16 protein-coding genes are annotated in these 19632 nt (G+C 69.0%); 13 read left to right on the top strand and 3 right to left on the bottom strand.

Translation table 11 applies throughout. From position 1 onward, the window contains the following. The first annotated feature begins 203 nt into the window (after positions 1-203). From IE083_RS00860 to IE083_RS00830, 7 genes are all read left to right on the top strand, one after another. The gene (locus IE083_RS00860; RefSeq protein ID WP_189351747.1) at positions 204-2243 is read left to right on the top strand and encodes a TonB-dependent receptor; all 2040 of its coding nucleotides are present in this window, start codon (positions 204-206) and stop codon (positions 2241-2243) included. Then, positions 2243-3253, top strand: a complete 1011-nt coding sequence (locus IE083_RS00855) for an ABC transporter substrate-binding protein (RefSeq protein ID WP_189351746.1) — start codon at positions 2243-2245, stop codon at positions 3251-3253. Before IE083_RS00860 ends, IE083_RS00855 begins: the two co-directional genes overlap by 1 nt. Further along, on the top strand, positions 3253-4044 hold the full coding sequence (locus IE083_RS00850; RefSeq protein WP_189351745.1) for an ABC transporter permease: 792 nt from the start codon (positions 3253-3255) through the stop codon (positions 4042-4044). Before IE083_RS00855 ends, IE083_RS00850 begins: the two co-directional genes overlap by 1 nt. A 65-nt stretch (positions 4045-4109) precedes the next feature. Then, positions 4110-4892, top strand: a complete 783-nt coding sequence (locus tag IE083_RS00845; protein ID WP_229799524.1) for an ABC transporter ATP-binding protein — start codon at positions 4110-4112, stop codon at positions 4890-4892. Continuing rightward, a complete protein-coding gene (locus IE083_RS00840; protein ID WP_229799523.1) occupies positions 4886-6121 on the top strand; it encodes an NnrS family protein in 1236 nt (411 codons plus the stop codon). The genes IE083_RS00845 and IE083_RS00840 overlap by 7 nt, the downstream gene beginning before the upstream one ends. Positions 6122-6280: 159 nt before the next feature. Continuing rightward, positions 6281-6433: a hypothetical protein gene (locus IE083_RS00835; protein ID WP_189351743.1), complete on the top strand. Its 153-nt coding sequence runs from the start codon at positions 6281-6283 to the stop codon at positions 6431-6433. Beyond that, positions 6414-7184, top strand: a complete 771-nt coding sequence (locus tag IE083_RS00830) for a substrate-binding periplasmic protein (RefSeq protein ID WP_189351742.1) — start codon at positions 6414-6416, stop codon at positions 7182-7184. The genes IE083_RS00835 and IE083_RS00830 overlap by 20 nt, the downstream gene beginning before the upstream one ends. A 13-nt stretch (positions 7185-7197) precedes the next feature. Here IE083_RS00830 and IE083_RS00825 read toward each other — a convergent pair whose 3' ends face one another. Next, positions 7198-8298, bottom strand: coding sequence for an NAD(P)/FAD-dependent oxidoreductase (locus IE083_RS00825; protein WP_189351741.1), 1101 nt, complete (start codon positions 8296-8298; stop codon positions 7198-7200). Between the two features lie 265 nt (positions 8299-8563). On the opposite strand from IE083_RS00825, the gene IE083_RS00820 reads away from it, so the two are divergent. The 5 genes from IE083_RS00820 (at position 8564) to IE083_RS00800 (ending at position 15199) form a co-directional block, all read left to right on the top strand. Further along, positions 8564-9517, top strand: coding sequence for a TAXI family TRAP transporter solute-binding subunit (locus IE083_RS00820; protein ID WP_189351740.1), 954 nt, complete (start codon positions 8564-8566; stop codon positions 9515-9517). 119 nt (positions 9518-9636) lie between these two features. Next, positions 9637-11664, top strand: a complete 2028-nt coding sequence (locus tag IE083_RS00815; RefSeq protein ID WP_189351739.1) for a TRAP transporter permease — start codon at positions 9637-9639, stop codon at positions 11662-11664. A gap of 1 nt (position 11665) precedes the next feature. Continuing rightward, positions 11666-12049, top strand: coding sequence for a DUF1850 domain-containing protein (locus IE083_RS00810; RefSeq protein WP_189351738.1), 384 nt, complete (start codon positions 11666-11668; stop codon positions 12047-12049). A gap of 34 nt (positions 12050-12083) precedes the next feature. After that, entirely contained in the window at positions 12084-13886 is a 1803-nt protein-coding gene (locus tag IE083_RS00805; protein ID WP_189351737.1) for a sensor histidine kinase, read from the top strand. Next, the gene (locus IE083_RS00800) at positions 13883-15199 is read left to right on the top strand and encodes a sigma-54-dependent transcriptional regulator (protein WP_189351736.1); all 1317 of its coding nucleotides are present in this window, start codon (positions 13883-13885) and stop codon (positions 15197-15199) included. The genes IE083_RS00805 and IE083_RS00800 overlap by 4 nt, the downstream gene beginning before the upstream one ends. Before the next feature lie 38 nt (positions 15200-15237). Here IE083_RS00800 and IE083_RS00795 read toward each other — a convergent pair whose 3' ends face one another. Continuing rightward, positions 15238-16662 (bottom strand): aminotransferase-like domain-containing protein, encoded by a 1425-nt coding sequence (locus IE083_RS00795; RefSeq protein ID WP_189351735.1) that lies wholly within the window; start codon positions 16660-16662, stop codon positions 15238-15240. Positions 16663-17136: 474 nt separating this feature from the next. Between IE083_RS00795 and IE083_RS00790 the strand changes: the two genes are divergently transcribed. Next, a complete protein-coding gene (locus tag IE083_RS00790; protein ID WP_189351734.1) occupies positions 17137-18318 on the top strand; it encodes a benzoate/H(+) symporter BenE family transporter in 1182 nt (393 codons plus the stop codon). A 69-nt stretch (positions 18319-18387) separates the two neighbouring features. Here IE083_RS00790 and IE083_RS00785 read toward each other — a convergent pair whose 3' ends face one another. Further along, complete coding sequence (locus IE083_RS00785; protein WP_189351733.1) at positions 18388-19536, bottom strand: HD-GYP domain-containing protein; 1149 nt, start codon at positions 19534-19536, stop codon at positions 18388-18390. Between the last annotated feature and the right edge of the window lie 96 nt (positions 19537-19632).

Below are 19632 nucleotides of genomic sequence, written 5' to 3'. Positions count from 1 at the left end.
CCTCCGGTTTGCGGCCAACCTTGTTTCCAGGCCCGGCATGCCGGCCCCGGTGCGTGGTGCGGCGCCTCTTGATTAAAATCAAATGCGAATCAGTCTCATATTCATATAATATCGGGTGTCAGCGGTTTGCCCGCTGCGTGACGCCGCTACGGCCTGGTCACGTCCGGGGCAATACTCTCCAATCCTCACCCAAGAGACGTAGCATGCGACTGAATCCCTCCCCGATTGCCCTGGCATTGATGTGTGTCTTTCCCCTGGCTCAGGCCGCCGACGGGGAGTTTGCCCTCCCTTCCGTCTCGGTGACGGCCAAGGGTTATGCTGCCGAAGATGTCGAAACCCCGGTTTCCACGGCCACGCTGGGTCGCGAGCGCCTGCCGCAGAAACAGGCACAGAACCTGGGTGAAGCGCTGCGCGGCGAGCCCGGCCTTGCGGTGGCCAGTGACGGTGCCCAGGGCCAGAACCCGGTGATCCGCGGCCTGAAGAAAGAAAGCGTAGTCTTGCTGCTGGACGGCATGCGCGTGAACTCGGCCCAGCCCGCCGGGGCCATCGCCTCGTTCCTGCCGCTGGGGCTGGCCGAAAGTGTCGAGGTGGTCAAGGGGCCGGCTTCGGTGCTCTACGGCTCTGGCGCGCTCGGCGGCGCCATCAACCTGAGAACGCCGCAGGCGCGCTTCGTGCCGGGTGTCTCGCTTGAAACCGCCGCCAGCTTCGACAGTGCCAGCAACGGCCTGCGCGGCAGTGGCGTGCTCAATGCTTCGGGTGGCGATCATGCGCTGATGCTGGGGGTATCGGTGGCAAACAGCGATGACTACGACACGCCATCGGGCACGGCTGCGCTGACCGGCTACGACAGCGAAGCCCTGATTTCCCAGTACCGTTACCGTATCGACGGCAGGCAGCAGCTGCGTGTTTCGGTGCAACAGCAGACCGACAAGGACGCATGGTATCCGGGCTCGAAGCGGCCGCATCCCAATGCGGCGCTGGTGGGCAACACCATCGTGCATTCGCCTGACCAGCAGCGCCAGCTGGTGGAATTCGGCTACGGCTACCATGGCGTGGGCACGCAGCCGCTGAATGTGGATGTGCGCGTTTATCGCCAGGAAGTGGAGCGCACCATCTGGTCGTACAGCGACAAGCTGCAGCGCGATATCGGCAAGACCAGGGTGACGTTCGCCACCGACGGCATGGATGCCAAGGCCGACTGGCTGCTGAACGAGCAGCATCAGCTTGCCTTCGGCGTCAACGCCTGGCGCATGGAAGCGTCGCCCGAGCGCTACCTGGCCAACCCGACACCGCTGTCGGCGCTGGTGCGCAACGATCCGTTCAGCGATGCCAGCCTCAGTTCGCTGGGCTTCTTCGTGCAGGACGACATGCGCTTCGGCAAGCTGAACGTGCTGGCCGGGCTGCGGCATGACACGGTGAAAGGCAAGGCGGCATCCATGAACAACGGTACCGTGACGAGCGGGCTCAACCGCAGCGACGATGCCGCCAGCGGTAGCCTGGGCGTGATTTACGAGGCGGCACCGCTGTTGCGTCCGTTTGCCAACCTTGCGCGCGGCTTCCGCGCCGGCGAGATGCGCGAGCGCTACGAAGCCTCGCCGCGTGGCGACGGCTACCACTACATCGGCAATCCCCAGATCAAGCCGGAATTCGCAACCCAGTTCGAGCTGGGCCTCAAGGGAGCAAGCGATGAGCTGACTTACAGCGCGTCGCTCTTCCACAACCGCATCTCCGATTACATCACCGGACAGCCTACCGGGGCCGTTGTCAACGGCTTGCCGGTCAAGCAAACGGTGAACCTGAGCGAGGCGGTGATCAAGGGCGTGGAGGCCAGCGTGCGCTGGCAGGTGCAGCGCGAGCAGTGGCTGAGCGCCCGCTATTCGCGCGTGCGCGGCGACAACAAGGAGCTGAACGAGCCGCTGTTCCAGATGCCGGCTGACGAGGTCTCGCTGGGCTGGGAAGGCCGTGTGGCGGCAGGCTGGACGGCGGATGCCACGTTGCGCTTGGTGGCGAAGCAGGAGCGCGTGGCGACGGCCTTTACCCGCGGCAGCGAGAACGCCACCGCCGGTTTCGGCACGCTGGACCTGGGTGTCACCTGGCGCTATGCCCCCAGGCAGTCGCTGCGTGTTGCCGTCAAGAACCTGGCCGACAAGGCCTACCACGAGCATCTGACCGAGGGCGTGTCGGGGCAGGAAATCCAGGCCGCCGGACGCAGCCTGCAGATGACATGGCGCGGAGCGTTCTGATGCGGCGCCAATTCCTGAAGGCAAGCGCCGCCCTCGCGGTGACCGCCTGCCTGCCCGGGCTGAGCTACGGCAAGGCCGGCAAGTTGCCGCGCCTGATCCTGTCCGGCCCCCATGCGGCGGTGTCCAATCCCTTTTACCGCATGGTCGAGACCGGTGCGCTCAGGGACGTGGCCGAGGTGGTGGAGATCAGGCCCTGGAAGGATCCGGACCAGCTGCGTGCACTGGTCCTGGATCCGAAGTCGCCGGCACACTTTGTGGCCATGCCCACCAATGTTGCGGCCAACCTTTACAACCGCGGCGTGCGGCTGAAACTGGCCAATGTCGCGACCTGGGGCGTGCTGTTCATGGTGTCGCGCCAGGCGGGGCTGCGGACGCTGGCCGATTTCAGGGGCAAGGAAATCGTGCTGCCGTTCCGCGGCGACATGCCGGATATCGTGTTCCAGATGCTGGCACGCCGGCAGGGGCTGGACCCGGCCAGGGATTTCCGGCTGCGCTATGTGGGCAGTCCGCTGGATGCAATGCAGCTGCTCGTTACGCGCCGGGCGGATCATGCCTTGCTGGCGGAGCCGGCAGCCTCGGTGGCCCTGCGCAAGACCAAGTCCTTCCCCGTCAGCATCATCGCACCGGAGCTGTATCGCAGCGTGGATCTGCAGGCCGAATGGGGGCGGGTGCTCAAGCGCCCGCCGCGCATTCCGCAGGCGGGCATCGTGGCCATGGGCGCGGCGCTGGACCAGCCCGGCCTGGTGCAGCAGGTACAGCAGGCCTATGCCGGTGCGTTGCAATGGTGTGAACAGAATCCCGAAGCCTGCGGCAAGCTGGTTGCCGGGCAGGTGGGCATGCTCACCCCCGAGGGCGTTGCCGACTCGGTGCGCGTGGACAACGCCACTTTCGTGACCGCCGCCGATGCCCGCACCGAGCTGGATTTCTTCTTCAGACTGCTGGCCGGGCAGCAGCCGGGGCTGATCGGGGGCAAACTGCCCGATGCCGGCTTTTATCTGGGGAGTAGCTGATGGTCTTGCTGTGGCGCTGGGTGAGCGGCATCCCGGCCTACTTGTGGAGCGGCTGGGGAGCCGTCGCCAGCCTGTGCCTGTTGCTGGCGGTCTGGGAGGCCGTCAGCATTACCCTGGGACCGCTGATCCTGCCTGATCCCGGCGCCACTTTCGGTGCGTTGTGGCAACTGCTGGCCGGCGGCGTGGCCGCACGCGAGCTGCTGCTTACCGGGCAGCGGGCAATGACCGGCCTGCTGCTGGCCATGGTGCTTGGCAGTAGCGCCGGCCTGCTTGCCGGTCTGTCCATGACCGCTGCCATGATGGCGCGGCCGCTGGTGACGGTATTGCTGGGCACGCCGCCCATCGCCTGGCTGGTGCTGGCCATGCTGTGGTTTGGCGCCAATGACGGCACCCCGGTATTCACCGCCTTCATTGCCTGTTTCCCCGTCATTTTTGTCGGCGCGCTGCAGGGCACGCGCACCCTGGATCATCATCTGAAAGACATGGCGGCGATGTTCCGCTTGCCCTGGCACATGCGGCTGACCGACCTGTACGGGCCGCATGTGCTGTCCTATCTTTTTCCCGCCTGGATCAATGCGCTGGGCACTGCCTGGAAAGTGGCCGTGATGGCCGAACTGCTGGCCTCGGCCGACGGGGTCGGGGCGGCACTGGCGATCGCGCGCAGCCAGCTGGACATGCCCGTCACCCTGGCGTGGGTCGGTGCCGTGGTGCTGACCCTGCTGCTGGTGGAATACTTGCTGCTCGAACCGCTCAAGCGCGAAGTGGAGCGCTGGCGGGAGGTGCAGGCATGACAACAGGAACACCTGTCCCAAGGCTCGCCGTGCATGGCGTAAGCCATGCCTACGGGCTACATACCGTGCTGGAGAACATCGAGCTGACACTGGATGCCGGCCGTACCCTGGCCCTGGTGGGGCCGTCCGGCTGCGGCAAGACCACGCTGCTACATCTGTGTGCCGGGCTGCTGACGCTGCAAGGCGGCCATTTGCATAATGATTTCGGACGCCCGGCCATGATGTTCCAGCAGCCCAGGCTGCTGCCCTGGAAAACCGCCGGCGAGAACATTGCGCTGGGGCTGAAGGCCATGGGCATACCGGCCCGCGAGCGCCGGCAGCGGGCCGAACGGGCCGGCATGGCGGTGGAACTGGATGCCGGGGCGCTGGCGCAGTTTCCGCACCAGCTGTCGGGGGGCATGCAAAGCCGGGTGGCGCTGGCCCGCGCCCTGGTGCTCGAACCCGACCTGCTGCTGCTCGACGAGCCGTTCTCGGCGCTGGATATCGGCCTCAAGGCCCAGCTGCACCAGTGGCTGCTGCAAGAGCAGGCCCGCCGTGGCCTGGCGATGCTGATGATCACGCATGACCTGATGGAGGCCGTGCGCCTGGCCGATACGGTGCTGGTCATGGACAGCGGACCGGGCCGTATCGCTCACCGGCTCGATCTTCCCCGCCCTGCCCTGCAGCGTGACGATGCCTGGGTGCACCGCAGTACCGCGCACTTGCTGCATTCCCCCGGCGTCCGGCGCTGCTTCGGCTTGCCGCCGCTGGCCACCGGCCCACACCCGTCCCCCGATGCGGGCGATGCCGGGATGGCGCAAGTCATCACGCTGTCCCCGGTGCAGTACAAAAGGAGTCTTGCATGTTGACCATGCTGCGCGAGGCGGCCCGCCCCACGGCCGCACACCCGCTGTGGCTGTGCGGCATGCGCCCGTTCTTTATCGCCACCGCCGCCGCGGCCGTGCTGCTGATGGTGCCATGGCTGGCATTTCTTGCTGCCGGCTGGCCGTTGCCGCCGGTGGCCGGGGGACCGTTTGCCTGGCATGCCCACGAACTGCTGTACGGTTTTGCACTGGCATCGGTGCTGGGTTTTCTGCTTACCGCCGTCCCCGAGTTTACCGGCACGGCCGATTTCGCCCCGGTCACGGTGCGCCGGCTGCTGCTGCTCTGGCTGGCCGCGCGCATGGCTTTCTGGCTTGGCGGCTGGGGCGGTGCGCCGCTGATCGTGCTGTCTGGCCTGCTGCATCTGGCATTGATCGGGGCGTTGGCCGCGCTGGCTGCGCCACGGCTGTGGGCCGATCCGCAACGCCAGCATCTGTCCTTCCTGTGGACGCTGCTGGCACTGGGCATCTGCGAGGCGGGCTTCCATGTCGAGCTGCTGGCCGGCACGGCTACCCCGCTGCGCTGGCTGTACGTGAGCGTGGGCGTCTACATGGTGCTCGTCGTGGTGGCACTCAGCCGCATCTCGATGCGCATCGTCAATCAGGCGCTCTCGGATGCCGGCCAGGCTACCGATTATCTGGCCCGCCCGCCGCGCCGCAACCTGCTTATCGTCTGCATCATGCTCTACACCGGCGCCGAGTTGCTGCTGCCGGGCTCCCGGCTGTCCGGCTGGCTGGCGCTGGCCACAGGGGCGGCGGTGTTTCAGCTGATGAACGACTGGCATGTCGGCCGTGTCCTGCTCACGCGCTGGCCGCTGATGCTCTATGCCATCTATGTGTGCATGGGCCTGGGCTATGTCTGCATGGGGTTGGGCCTGCTGACGCCGCTGGGTTCGTTCCCGGGCGGGCGTCACCTGCTGACGGCAGGCGCGCTCGGCCTGGCCATGCTGGGGGCGATGAGCATTGCCGGGCGCGCGCACTGCGGCCGGACGCCGGATGAGCGCGCCTGGTTGCCGCTGGCCGCACTCGGTCTGTTCCTGGCTGCCGGTGTGCGCGCTGCTGCCGGCTGGCTGCTGACCGACACCATGGAGGCGTGGCTGCTGGCCGGCGTCCTGTGGTGTGGCGTGTTTGCGCTGTACCTGCGGCACCTGGCCCCGGTGCTGCTGACCCGCCGCCGTGACGGCCGCCACGGCTGCCACGGCGTGCAGGAGGCATGAGCCCGTTGCCTCCGGCCATGAGCAAGGTTGGCCGCAATGCGGCGGCACTGCGGCCAACCTTGGCTGCGGTGTGGGGTAAAGGCAGCCATGCGTGCAGCATTGTAATGCGGCGGCACTGCGGCTAAGCTTGCCGCTTCGATCCTGTGCCCGGAAGCCGTCATGGTCCTTATCCAACTATTCACCTATCCGCTGAGATCCTGCCGCCTGGCGGAGGGCGTGTGCTGCGGCGTGAACGTGATCGCGCGCAATTGTGGCACGCTGCAACCGGGCGACGCGGCGGAGGTGCCGGACAGTGCGCTGGTCTTTGCTTAAAGCCGCCGCCCTGGCGCTCGGCCTGTTGCTGGGCGGCAGCGGTGCCTGCGTCGCGCGTACCCTGCACGTCGGCTTCCCGGAGGCTATTCCACCGTGGGTACAGGCCGGCGGCCGCACCGGCATCGCCATCGAGCTGCTGCGCAGCGCACTGCAGGCCGAGGGTCTGCAGCTGCACACCGTACAGCAGCCCTACGCGCGGCGGCTGCAGGCTTACCGTCGCGGCCAGCTGGATGCGCTGTACGACATCGGCCAACAACAGCAACAAGACGAACAGCTCAATGGCAGCATCAGCCAGCCCCTGCACAGCTTCGACAACATCGCGGTCGCGCTCGGCCGCCGCCAGCTGGAAATCGACCACCTGCGCGATCTGGTGCGCTGGCGGGTGATGGCCTGGGATGGTGCCGGCAGTTCGCTGCCGGCCGGCTATGACCGCCTGCTGGCACTGGCCGACGGCAACTATCTGGAAATCGGCAACCAGGGTCACCAGCTGGGCAACCTGCTGGCCGGCCGCGTCGACGTCATCCTCTGTGACCGGCTGATCTTCGAATGGCAGCGCCGGCAGCTGTACCCGGCGGCACAGGATCATGTTCCGCCGCTGCGCATCTACCCGCTGCTGCCACCCAAGGAAGCCGGGATACTGTTCCGCGACAGCGGCCTGCGCGCGCGGGTGGACGCCCGCATCCGCGCGCTGAGGGCCAGCCCGCAGTACCAGGCGATCTTCACCCGCTACGGCAGCGCGGTGCAGCCATGAGCCTGTTTGCCGCTCACCAGTACTGGCGGCAGCGGCGCAGCACCTCGTCGGCCAGCGACAGGCAGGCGGTGAGGCCGGGCGATTCGATGCCGAACAGGTTGATCAGGCCGCAGATGCCGTGGCCCTCCTGGCCCTGGATCAGGAAGTCGCCCTCCGGTTTATCCTCGTTGAGCACCTTGGGGCGGATGCCGCTGTAGCTGGGCGACAGCGCGCCCTGCGGCAGCTGCGGCCACCAGCGGTGGATGCTGTGGTAGAAGCCGTCGACGCGCTCGGGATCGACGCGGTAGTCGATGTGGTTGATCCACTCCACATCCGGGCCGAAGCGCGCCTGGCCGGCCAGATCCAGCGTCAGGTGGGTGCCGAGGCCGCCCGGCTCCGGCAGCGGGTAGATCAGGTGCGAGAACGGATGCCGCCCGCACAGCGTGAAGTACACGCCGCGCGCGTAGCGCACGCGCGGGATGGTTTCATGTGGAACACCGCGCATCTTCGCCGCCAGCACGTGCGCGGTGAGGCCGGCGGCATTGACCACGGTGCCGGCCAGCAGCTCCATGCCGTCGACGAACAGCAGCATGCCGTCCTTGGTCTCCTGCCCGCCGCTGACGCGCGACTGCACCGCCAGCACCGCGCCGGCGGCCTCGGCGTCGGCCAGCAGCGACAGCATCAGCGCATGGCTGTCGACAATGCCGGTACTGGGCGAATACAGCGCCGCATGTGCCTGCAGCGCCGGTTCGACCTCGGCCAGCACGCGGCGATCCATCCAGGTCAGATCGGTCACGCCGTTGACCAGCGCCTTTTCCTGCAGCGCCACCAGCCGCGGCATCTCGCTTTCGTCCACCGCCACGATCAGCTTGCCGGTCTGGCGATGGCCGATGTCGCGCTCGCGGCAGTACCGGTACAGCAGCTGCTTGCCGCGCAGGCAATGCAGCGCCTTCAGGCTGCCGGCCGGGTAGTACATGCCGGCGTGGATCACCTCGCTGTTGCGGCTGGAGGTGTGCTGGCCGAAGGCGGATTCCGCCTCCAGCACGATCACCTCGCGGCCTTCCTGCGCCAGCGCGCGCGCCACCGCCAGCCCCACCACCCCGGCGCCTATCACTACGCAATCGACTTTTTCCATCGCTGTCTCCGTTGTTGTGGCGCTGTTTTACCCCGATGCCGGGCGGGGGTAAAGCCGGGCTGCAGCCGGTGTGCGGATTTCCGCACTCATGACAGGCGAAAATGCGGAACCCCAGAATGCGCCGCCTGCGGCAAAACTGCGCCACGATTGTTTTGCCTTGCAAATCAACGCATTGCACGAAAATATCGTTGCTGACGGCCGCTGGCACGCGGCGTGCATAGTCTGTCGCGCTTTCGCACAACACAACCCGAAAACGGAGAGAGACATGAAACCATCCCGCAAACTGGCCATCGCCGCCGGCTCGCTGCTGCTGACCCTGACCCCGCTGGCGCAGGCCAAGGAATTCATCAACGTGCTGACCGGCGGCACCAGCGGCGTGTACTACCCGGTCGGCGTCGCCATGTCGCAGCTGTACGGCAAGGCGCTGCCGGACGCCAAGGTCTCGGTGCAGTCGACCAAGGCCTCGGCCGAGAACCTCAACCTGCTGCAGACCGGTCGCGGCGAGATCGCCTTCACCCTCGCCGATGCCGCCGCCGACGCGTGGAAGGGCGACGCCGAGGCCGGCTTCCCGCAGCCGCTGAAAAAGCTGCGCGCGGTGGCCTCGATCTACCCCAACTACATCCAGATCGTGGCCAGCAGCGAATCCGGCATCAAAACGCTGGCCGACCTCAAGGGCAAGCGCATCTCCGTCGGCGCGCCCAAGTCCGGCACCGAGCTGAACGCACGTACCATCCTCAAGGCCGCCGGCCTCAGCTACAAGGATTTCGCCAAGGTGGAATTCCTGCCCTTCGGCGAGTCGGTGGAACTGATGAAGAACCGCCAGCTGGATGCCACTTTGCAGTCGGCCGGCCTCGGCGTGGCCTCGATCCGCGACCTGTCCAACGCGCTGAAGGTGAACTTCGTCGCGGTGCCGGCCGATATCGTGGCCAGAATCGGCGACCCGGCCTACCAGGCGGTGCACATCCCTGCCAAGACCTATGACGACCAGCCGGCCGCGCTGCCGACGGTGGCGATCAACAACCTGCTGGTCACCCATGACAAGGTGCCTGGCGAGGTGGTGTACATGATGACCAAACAGCTGTTCGCCAACCTGCCGGTGCTGGCCAACGCCCATGCCGCAATCAAGGCCTTCAATCCGGCCAATGCGCTGAAGGGCCTGCCGATGCCGCTGCATCCGGGTGCCGAGAAGTACTACCGCGAGGCGGGCTTGCTGAAGTAAGTCCCAAGGTTGGCCGCAAGGCGGGTGCGGCAGGGCGGGGGTAATGCAACGGGGGTTGCCTGCCCTGCCGTGCCCGCGCCTTGTGGCCGCCATTTCCAGCGTTTTGCAGGAGTATTGTCATGTCAGAAACATCGAGCGCGGCCAGCCTGCCGCGCAGCGTGATGTGGGCCGCGCTGGCCTTTTCCAGCTTCCAGATCATCACCGCGGCGTTCAGCCCGCTCTCCAGCAGCGTGGTCCGCGCGCTGCACGTCGGCTTCCTGCTGTTGCTGGTCTTCCAGCTCTACAACGTGCGCGGCGAACGCGGCGGCAAGACCGGTGCCGTCAGCCTGCTGCTGGCGCTGGGCAGCTTCGCGCTGGCGTTCTACCACTGGCTGTTCGAGGCCGAGCTGATCCTGCGCGCCGGCGAGATGACCGGTGCCGACATGGCGATCGGCATCGCCAGCATCGTACTGGTGTTCGAGGGCGCGCGGCGGGTGATGGGCGCCGCGCTGCCGCTGATCTGCCTCGCCTTCCTCGGCTACGCGCTGTTCGGCGAGTACCTGCCCGGCGATCTGGCGCACCGCGGCTACGGCCTCGACCAGGTGATCGGCCAGATGGCGATCGGCACCGAGGGCATCTACGGCACGCCGACCTATGTCTCCTCCGGCTACATCTTCCTGTTCATCCTGTTCGGCGCCTTCCTGGAGCAGGCCGGCATGATCCGCCTGTTCAACGACTTCGCGCTGGGCACCGTCGGCCACACCAGGGGCGGCCCGGCCAAGGTGGCGGTGATCTCCTCCGGCCTGATGGGCACCATCAACGGCTCCGGCGTCGCCAACGTGGTCACCACCGGCCAGTTCACCATCCCGCTGATGAAGAAGTTCGGCTACAAGGCCGACTTTGCCGGCGCGGTGGAGGCTACCAGCTCGATGGGCGGCCAGATCATGCCGCCGGTGATGGGCGCGGTGGCCTTCATCATGGCCGAAACCATCAACGTGCCGTATCTGGAAATCTGCAAGGCGGCACTGGTGCCGGCCATCCTCTACTTCTTCACCACCTTCCTGATGGTGCACCTGGAGGCCGGCCGCGCCGGGCTGAAGGGCCTGCCCAAGGCCGAGTGCCCCGACCCGTGGCGCGCGGTGAAGGAGCAGTGGTACCTGCTGCTGCCGCTGGCCGGGCTGGTCTACCTGCTGTTCTCCGGCTTCACGCCACTGTTCTCCGGCATGATGGGGCTGGTACTGACCGTGCTGCTGATCTTCGGCTCGGCGCTGGCGCTGCGTATCAAGGGCACGCCGCTGCGCGTGCTGTTCTGGCTCGGACTCGGCCTGCTCGCCGCCGGCTTCGTCAAGGCCGGCATCGTGGTGCCGATGGCGCTGATCGCCGTGCTGGCGGTGCTGCTGTGGCTGCGCCGCAGCGACCGTACGGTGCTGCACACCGCCCACGCGGCGCTGGTCGACGGCGCCATGCACGCGCTGCCGGTCGGCATCGCCTGCGCGCTGGTCGGCATCATCATCGGCAGCATCACCCTCACCGGCATCGCCACCACCTTCGCCGGTTACGTGGTGCAGCTGGGCAGCCACAGCCTGTTCCTGTCGCTGGTGCTGACCATGCTCACCTGCCTGGTGCTGGGCATGGGTATCCCCACCATTCCCAACTACATCATCACCAGCGCCATCGCCGCGCCGGCGCTGCTGGAGTTGGGCGTGCCGCTGATCGTGTCGCACATGTTCGTGTTCTACTTCGGCATCATGGCCGACCTCACCCCGCCGGTGGCGCTGGCGGCCTTCGCCGCGGCGCCGATCGCGCGTGAATCCGGACTCAAGATCGGCATCCGCGCGGTGCAGATCGCCATCGCCGGCTTCATCGTGCCCTATATGGCGGTGTACTCGCCGGCGCTGATGCTGCAGTTCGGCGGTGAGGCGGACTGGCTGGCTGCCGGCTACGCCTTCTTCAAGGCGCTGCTGGCGGTGAGCCTGTGGGGTGTGGTCACCATCGACTACTGGCTGCAACCGCTGACGCTGGCCGAGCGCGCGCTGGCCTTTGCCGCCGCCTGCGCGCTGGTGCTGGCGCTGCCGGTGACCGACGAGGCCGGCTTCGCGCTGGCGGCGGTGTTCGCGCTGTGGCACCGCTACCGCCACCGCCAGCACGCCGTGCTGCAGGGCGCCTGAGGTGGCACTGTGCCTGAGCGCCGGTGGCGCCAGCATCAAGCTGGCGGTATCGGCTTTTTCGCTGGTCTGGCTGCACAGCATCGAGAAGATAGACTGGCAGGAGGACTGGCAGGTCGGCAGCGACACGCTGACCCTCGCCACCGCCTGGGTCAAGGGCAGCGGTGCCGGCATGGAAATCCCGGACGGCGCGGTACACGAAGGCGGGCGCTGGCGCTATCATCCCCGGCTGCAGGTGGCACAGCTGAGCCTGGTGCGCAGCGCCTACAGCCCCGACTACCGGCTGTGCCTGCCCGGCCAGCCGTGCCGGCCACTGGCCGACTGGCTGCCGGCCGCCGCCACCCCCACCGAGATCCGCGCCTGTCGCGAGGAGGATGCCGCCCGATGACCCCGCCACCGCGCCCGCCCGGCGCCGGCCGCCGATGAGCGCGGCCCCGCTGCCGCCGCTGCCCGTGCCGCGCCCGCTGATGCGGCTGCTGGCGGCCGCGGCTGCCATCGTCATGATCGGCGCGCTGGCCGGCTATCTCAGCTGGCAGAACAGCATCGCCGCGCAACGCGAGGCGCTGTCGCAGCGGCTGGCGCTGTACAGCGCCACGCTCAACGCCGAGCTGGAGCGCTTCGAGGCACTGCCCTTTGTGGTGGCGCTGGAACCCAAGCTGGCACGCATGCTGGCCGATGCGGCCAACCCGCAGCTACGCGACGAGCTGAACCGCTACCTGGCGACGGTCAACGCCGAGGCCGGCAGTGCGCAGATATTCCTGCTGGACGCGCGCGGTACCACGCTGGCGTCCAGCAACTGGCTGAGCAGTGACAGCCTGATCGGCAATAATTATGCTTTCCGTCCCTACTTTCGTGCCGCACTGGCCGGCAACACCGGCCGTTTCTATGGCGTTGGCGCCACCACCCGCCTGCCCGGCATGTTCATCGCGCGGCCGGTGCGGCTGGGCGGCCGCGTTGCCGGCGTGGTCGTCACCAAGATCGATCTGGTGCCGCTGGAAGCGGCGTGGACCGACAGTGGCGAAAAAATGCTGGTTACCGATCAACATGGCGTGGTGACCCTGGCCGCGCGCCGCACCTGGAAATTCGCCACCCTCGGTCCCTTGTCCCAGGCCACCCGCACGCGGCTGGAAGCTACCCGCCAGTACTACACCTCGCCGCTGCTGCCGCTGCCCTTTGCCTGGCGCAGCCGCGAGCAGGTCGCCATCGGCGAGCACGACTACCTGGTGGTATCGCGCGCGATCGGGCGCCTGAACTGGCAGATGCGGCTGATGGGCGACCTCGCCGAGGCGCGCAGCCGCGCCTGGCTCAGCGCCGCCGTCACCGGTCTCGCGCTGCTGGCGCTGACGCTGGCGGCGCTGTACGCGCGGCTGCGACTGAAACGGCTGCGCGAAAGGTTGGCCGCACAGCTGACACTGGAGCGCACCGTGGCGGAACGTACCGCCGAGCTGGCCAGCGCCAACCTGCGGCTGCAGGCCGAGATCAACGACAAGCGCCAGGCGGAGACCGCGCTGCGCACGGCGCAGGCGGAGCTGATCCAGAGCAGCAAGCTGGCGGCGCTGGGGCGCATGGCCACCGGCATCGCCCACGAGCTGAACCAGCCGCTGGCGGCACTGCGCAGCTTTGCCGACAACACCCGCCAGTTCCTGACGCTGGGGCGCACGCAGCAGGCCGACGCCAACCTGGAGCGCATCATCGGGCAAACCGACAAGCTGGGCGCGATGACCGCCGAGCTGAAGCTGTTCGCCACCCGCCGCCCGGTGCGCGGCCACTGCGACCTGGCCAGCCTGCGGCCAACGCTGGACGCGGCGCTGGCGCCACGGTTGGCCGCCGCCCGCGCCCGGCTGTGCTGGGACATGCCGCAACCGTGCCCGCTGCCGCTGGAGGCGCTGGCCGCCGAGCAGATCATCGGCAACCTGGTCAGCAACGCCGCCGACGCACTGGGCGACGCCGCACAGCGCGATATCCTGCTGCAGGTGCGCCTGTACGCCGACGAAGTTCAGTTGCAGATCAGCGACGGCGGCCCCGGCCTGCCGCCGGACAATCCGGCGCGGGTGTTCGAGCCTTTCTATTCCACCAAGTCCTATGGCAGCGGCCTCGGACTCGGCCTTGCCATCGTCGCCGGCATCGTGCGCGACGCCGGCGGCGACATCGACGCGGCCAACCTTGCCGGTGGCGGCGCCTGCTTCAGCGTGCGCCTGCCCCTGACCGTGACGGACACCCGATGAGTCAACCCTATATCCTGCTGGTCGAAGACGACGACGCGGTGCGCGACGCCACCAGCCAGACGCTGGAACTGGCCGGCTGCCGCGTGCACGCCTGCGCCAGCGCCGAAGCCGCGCTGCCACAGTTTGCCGCCGACCCGGCCGCCATCGTGATCAGCGACATCCGCCTGCCCGGCAGCGACGGCCGCGCGCTGCTCGCCGCGCTGCGCCAGCGCGACGCCGACCTGCCGGTAATCCTGGTTACCGGCCACGGCGACATCGGCATGGCGGTACAGGCGATGCAGGGCGGTGCCTGGGACTTCATCGAGAAACCGTGGAGCCGCGAGCGGCTGCTGGACGCGGTGCACCGCGCACTGGCGCAGCGCAGCCTGCAGCTGGAAAACCGCCGCCTGCGCCAGTCGCTGGCCAGCCACGACGGCGGCCAGCTGCTGCTGGGCGACGCGCCGGCGATGCGCCGTTTCAAGAGCACGCTGGCCGCCATTGCCGACACCGATGCCGACGTGCTGATCCTCGGCGAGACCGGCAGCGGCAAGGAGCTGGTGGCGCGCGCGCTGCACCAGGCCAAGCCGCAGGCGCGCGGCCACTTTGTCGCCATCAACTGCGCGGCGCTGCCGGAAAGCGTATTCGAGAGCGAGATGTTCGGCGCCGAGGCCGGCGCCTACACCGGCGCCAGCCGCCGCCGCATCGGCAAGATCGAGTACGCCGACGGCGGCACCCTGTTCCTGGACGAGATCGAGGGCATGCCGCTGCCGCTGCAGGCCAAGCTGCTGCGGGTGCTGGAAACGCGCAGCGTGGAGCGGCTGGGCGCCAACACCGCCATCCCGGTGCGCTGCCGCGTGGTGGCCGCCACCAAGATCGACCTCAAGGCCGCCAGCGACGCCGGCCAGTTCCGCGCCGATCTCTACTACCGCCTCAACGTGGTGACGCTGCACCTGCCGCCGCTGCGCGAGCGCGCCGACGACATCCCGCTGCTGTTCGCCCACTTCTGCGCCCGCGCCGCCGAGCGCTTCAAGCGCGCGGTGCCGCCGCTGCCGCCGGCGCGGCTGGCCAGCCTGATGGCGGCGCGCTGGCCGGGCAATGTGCGCGAACTGGCGCACGCCGCCGAACGCTTCGTGCTGGGGCTGGACGACGGCGCTGCCGACGACTGCCACAGCCTGCCGCAGCGGGTGGAGCAGTTCGAGGCACAGGCCATCCGCGAGGCGCTGCGCGCGCAGCAGGGCGACGTCGCCGCCGCCGCCGCCGCGCTCGGCATCGCGCGCAAGACGCTGTACGACAAGCTGGCGCGCTACCACATCGTGCCCGCCAGCTTCCGCTGAGGCCTGCGGCCAACCCTGGCCGCCACCGTTACGCCGCCTCAGCCCGCCAGCGCCAGCTGCCCCAGCCGCGCGATCGCCGCCGCCAGCGCCGGGGTGAAAGGTTGGCCGCAATTGATGCGCAGGCAGTGGCCGAAACGCGGGGTTGCCGAGAACGCCACCCCGGGCGCAAAGCTGATGCCCTCCGCCAGCGCGCGCTGCAACAGGCGCGTGCTGTCCACCGTCTCCGGACACTCCACCCACAGCACCACGCCGCCCTGCGGCCGCCGCACGCGGGTGCCGCGCGGAAAGTACCGCAACACCGCATCGGCGGTGGCCGTCATCTGGCCGGCCAGCTGCAACCGCAGGCGCTGGCTGATGCGCGCGTAGTCGCCGCTGTCGAGCACGTCGGCCAGCACCACCTGCAGCAAGGGCGACGACACCAGCGTGCTGCTGGCGCACAGCCTTGAGAGCGCGTCGTGGTGGCGGCCGGCGGCCAGCCAGCCGAGGCGGAACGACGGCGCGAAGCTCTTGGTGAACGACGCGCAGTAGATCACCTCGCCGTCGCGGTCCCACGCCTTCAGCGGCGTCGGCCGCTGGTTGCCGTAGTGCAGGTCGCCGAACACGTCGTCCTCGATGATGGTGACGCCGTGCTTGCGCGCCAGCGCCAGCAGCCGCTTCTTGCTGTCGTCCGGCATCAGCGCGCCGGTCGGGTTCTGGAAGTTGGGCACGCACACCAGGCACTTCACCGCCGGGCCGTGGTGCAGCGCGAATTCCAGCGCCTCCAGCGACAGGCCGGCCTGCGGCGTGCACGGGATCTCCAGCGCCTTCAGCCCCAGCCCTTCCAGCGTCTGCAACAGGCCGAAGTAGACCGGCGTTTCCACCGCCACGGTGTCGCCGGGGCGGGTCAGGTGGCGCAGCGCCAGGCTGATGCCCTCGGTAATACCATGCGTCAGCAGGATGCCGCCCTCGTCCAGCGCCAGGCCGCGCTCGGCGCCGAGGCGCACCAGCGCCGCCAGCAGCCGGCGCTGTTCGCCGGCCGGCAGATGGGCGCCGATCAGCTCTGGCTGCCGCGTCAGCGTCAGTTGCAGGCGCCGCGCCAGCTCGGCGGCCGGATACAGGCTGGCGGCGGCTTCGGCCATGTGCAGCTGGGTGTGGATGCGCTCGTCGCCCAGCTGCAGCAGGGTGGACATGCGGCTGCTGACATCGACCAGTGCCGCGGCGCTGGGCAGCGGCGCGGCGGCTCCGGGCGATGACGGCGCCGCCGGCAGCGCGGCAAAGTAGCCGGCGCGCGGCCGCGCCAGCACCCGCTGCTGCTGTTCCAGATAGCGGTAGGCGGCCAGCGCGGTGAGGGTGTTGACGCCGAATTCGGCGGCCAGCGCGCGCACCGCCGGCAGGCGGCTGCCGGGCGGGAATTCGCCGCTGTCCAGCCTGGCGGTCAGGGTATTGGCGATGTGGCGGTAAACGGGGAGGATGGTCGGGTCCATTCCGCTGTTATATAGAACAGCGGCGCGCTGCGCCAGCCTGTTGTAGCCGGCTGTGGCAGGTTGGCCGCAACGACACGCCGTACAGTGGCAACACCACGGCAGTCCGGTTGCCGCGCTACCCGCACCGGCAGCGTCCACCGACGCCGGATGCCGCCCACCGCACCACCCATGCGCGGCTGGCGGCGGCCTCTGACCTAGGGTCTGTTGACGTTTCGTTTGCGGTCGCGCCGGAGCGGGTTTTTCGCCCCGGCAAGGCGTCGAGCGCGACGCGTAGTCGGCTACGCGAGCGCTCGGCAACGCCGCCGGGGCGGAAAAATCGCCCGGCCCTGTGGGTTTGGGCCAAAACCGGCCTGGCCCGGCGTTGCAGCCCGCTGGTGCAGAACAACTGCACGGCGCGTGCTGCGCCTTGTTCCAGACTGGTTTTGACCCAAACGCGATCCACAAACGAAACGTCAACAGACCCTGAGGACTACCATGTTCAAACACCTACCCCCGTCGACCCTGATCACCGGTGTGCTGACCATCGCCGTCGGCTACACCGGCCCCTTTCTCATCATCGTGCACGCCGCGCAGCAGGCCGGCCTGAGCCCGGCGCAGCTGGCCTCGTGGCTGTGGGCGGTGTCGCTCGGCTCCGGCGTCGCCGGGCTGTGGCTGTCGTGGCGCTGGAAGATGCCGGTGATCACCGCGTGGTCGACGCCCGGCGCCGCGGTGCTGCTGGCGTCCCTGCCCGGCGTGTCCTACCCAGAGGCCGTCGGCGGCTTCGTGCTGGCCGGCCTCGCGGTGTGGCTGGTCGGCGTCAGCGGCGCCTTCGACGCGCTGATGAAGCGCTTCCCGCCGGCGCTGGCCGCCGCGCTGCTGGCCGGCATCCTGTTCCGCTTCGTGGTGGAGCTGGTGCCGGCGGCGCGCGATCACGCCGCGCTGGTGCTGCCGATGGCGCTGGCCTTCTTCGCCGGCCGGCGGCTGTGGCCGCGTTACGCGCTGATGGCGGCGCTGCTGCTCGGTTGCGTGCTGCTGGCGCTGCAGGGCGGTTTTGCCGCCACGCCGACCTTGGCCGCCACCGCCAGCGGCCCGCTGTGGACCACGCCGCAGTTCAGCGTCGCCGGCCTGAGCAATATCGCGCTGCCGCTGGCGCTGGTGGCGCTGACCGGCCAGTTCCTGCCCGGCATGGCGGTGCTGAAGAACGACGGCTACGCGCTGCCGGCGCGGGTGCCGGTCAGCCTGCTGGGCGGCGTGTCGCTGCTCTTGGCGCCGTTCGGTGGCCACGGCGTGGTGCTGGCGGCGATCACCGCGGCGATGTGCACCGGCCCCGAGTGCCATCCCGATCCGCAACAACGCTGGAAGGCCGGCGTGGTCGCCGCGCTGAGCTACCTGCTGGTGGCGGCGGTAGGCGGCTCGCTGGTGGCCTTGCTGCTGGTGCTGCCCAAGGCGCTGGTGATGGCGGCGGCGGCGCTGGCGCTGTTCGGCACCCTGGCCTCGTCGCTGAGCGCGGCGCTGGGTAACGACAGCCAGCGCGAGGCGGCCTTGCTGACCTTCGTGGTGGCCGCCTCCGGCGTCAGCATCGCCGGCATCGGCGCACCGCTGTGGGCGCTGCTGGCCGGCGTCGCCGCCAGCGCGGTGTTGCGCTGGCAGCCGCGGCTGGTGCTGCGCGGCGCCTGAGTGGGGTGTCGTGACACGAAGCAATGGATCGGCAAGGCTTGCGGCCAACCTTGCGCCGGAAACAGCGTCTCAGCGCCGCTGCCACAGCCGGATCAGGTAGGCCGGCTTGACGCCGGTGCTGCCGCGGCCGACCGCCTTGCAGATGCGGAATGACAGCTGGCGGGTATCGCGCAGCAGCGGCTCGGCGTAGGGCGGGCCGTCGCGGCGGCGCAGCGCCGCCACCCGCGGCGTGTTGGCGCTGTCGCCACGGTAGGTGACCACCGCGATCTCGCCGCTGGCCAGCTCGACGAAGCTGCCCGGCGGGTACACGCCCAGCTCCTTCACCAGCGCCGCCAGCTGCGCCGGATCGTGGCCGCCGGCCGGATCGCGGAACAGCGTCGCCAGCGCCTGCGACGGCAATAGCCGTCCGCTCTCCACCTGTTCGCCGATCTGGTCCAAGAGCGCCAGCAGGCGCGCCAGCGGCGGCACCTCGTCGCCGCAGAGCGCCTGCGGGTAGCCGCTGCCGTCCGGCTTTTCGTGGTGACGCTGCACCAGGCTGTGCCACAGCTCGTCGTCGATGCCGGCCTCGCGCAGGATGGCGGAGCCGGTCACCGGGTGGGTGAGCAGGGCCGCGCTCTGCGCCTCGCTCAGCGGCTCGTCCTGCTGCCGCAGCTTGCCCAGCAGGCCGACGATGGCGATGTTCATGGTCAGCGCCGCGCCGCAGGCGCTGTAGAGCGTCGCCGCGTCCAGCCCCAGACGGCGGCCGAGTACCGCCAGCGTGGTCGCCACCCGCAGCCCGTGCGCGGCGGCGGGCAGGCGGCTGTCCAGCAGCAGGCTGGCCGCCAGCATGCCGTCCGGCAGGCGCTGGCTCAGCTCCAGCAGGCAGCCGAGCACCTCGTGCAGCGCACTGCCCAGGCCGCGCACCGCCAGGCCGTGGCAGAGCAGGCCCTCGGTGCGGTGCAGCAGGAATTCGAACTCCACCAGCGGATTGCACGGCTGCACCAGGCTGTCCTGCTGCCGCCGCACCGCGCGTTCCTGCTGCTCGCGTTCCAGCCGTGCCGCCACCGCCTCGCTGTCGCCGTGGCCGGCGGCGAGCAGGCGCTCGCGCTGCTCCGGGGTCAGCACGTAGTGGCCCTTCTTCAGCAGCAGGATGCCGCTCTCGTGGTAGACATCGACCGGCAGCGGCTGGCCGAGGCGGACGAAGGAGGACGGCAGTCGGGTCTTGGCGGGATCGGCCATGGCGATGGCACCGGCAAACGGGATTATTCAGTAATGGCTCAAATTCCTGAAAAGAACACCACTAAATTCAGGCTGCCGCCCGGCCGCGCCGGCCGC

It is taken from the genome of Vogesella fluminis, assembly GCF_014652335.1.
In the GTDB taxonomy this organism is placed as follows: domain Bacteria; phylum Pseudomonadota; class Gammaproteobacteria; order Burkholderiales; family Chromobacteriaceae; genus Vogesella; species Vogesella fluminis.
Note: the sequence above shows the minus strand (reverse complement) of the source record. Positions and strands in the feature narration are given on the sequence as shown.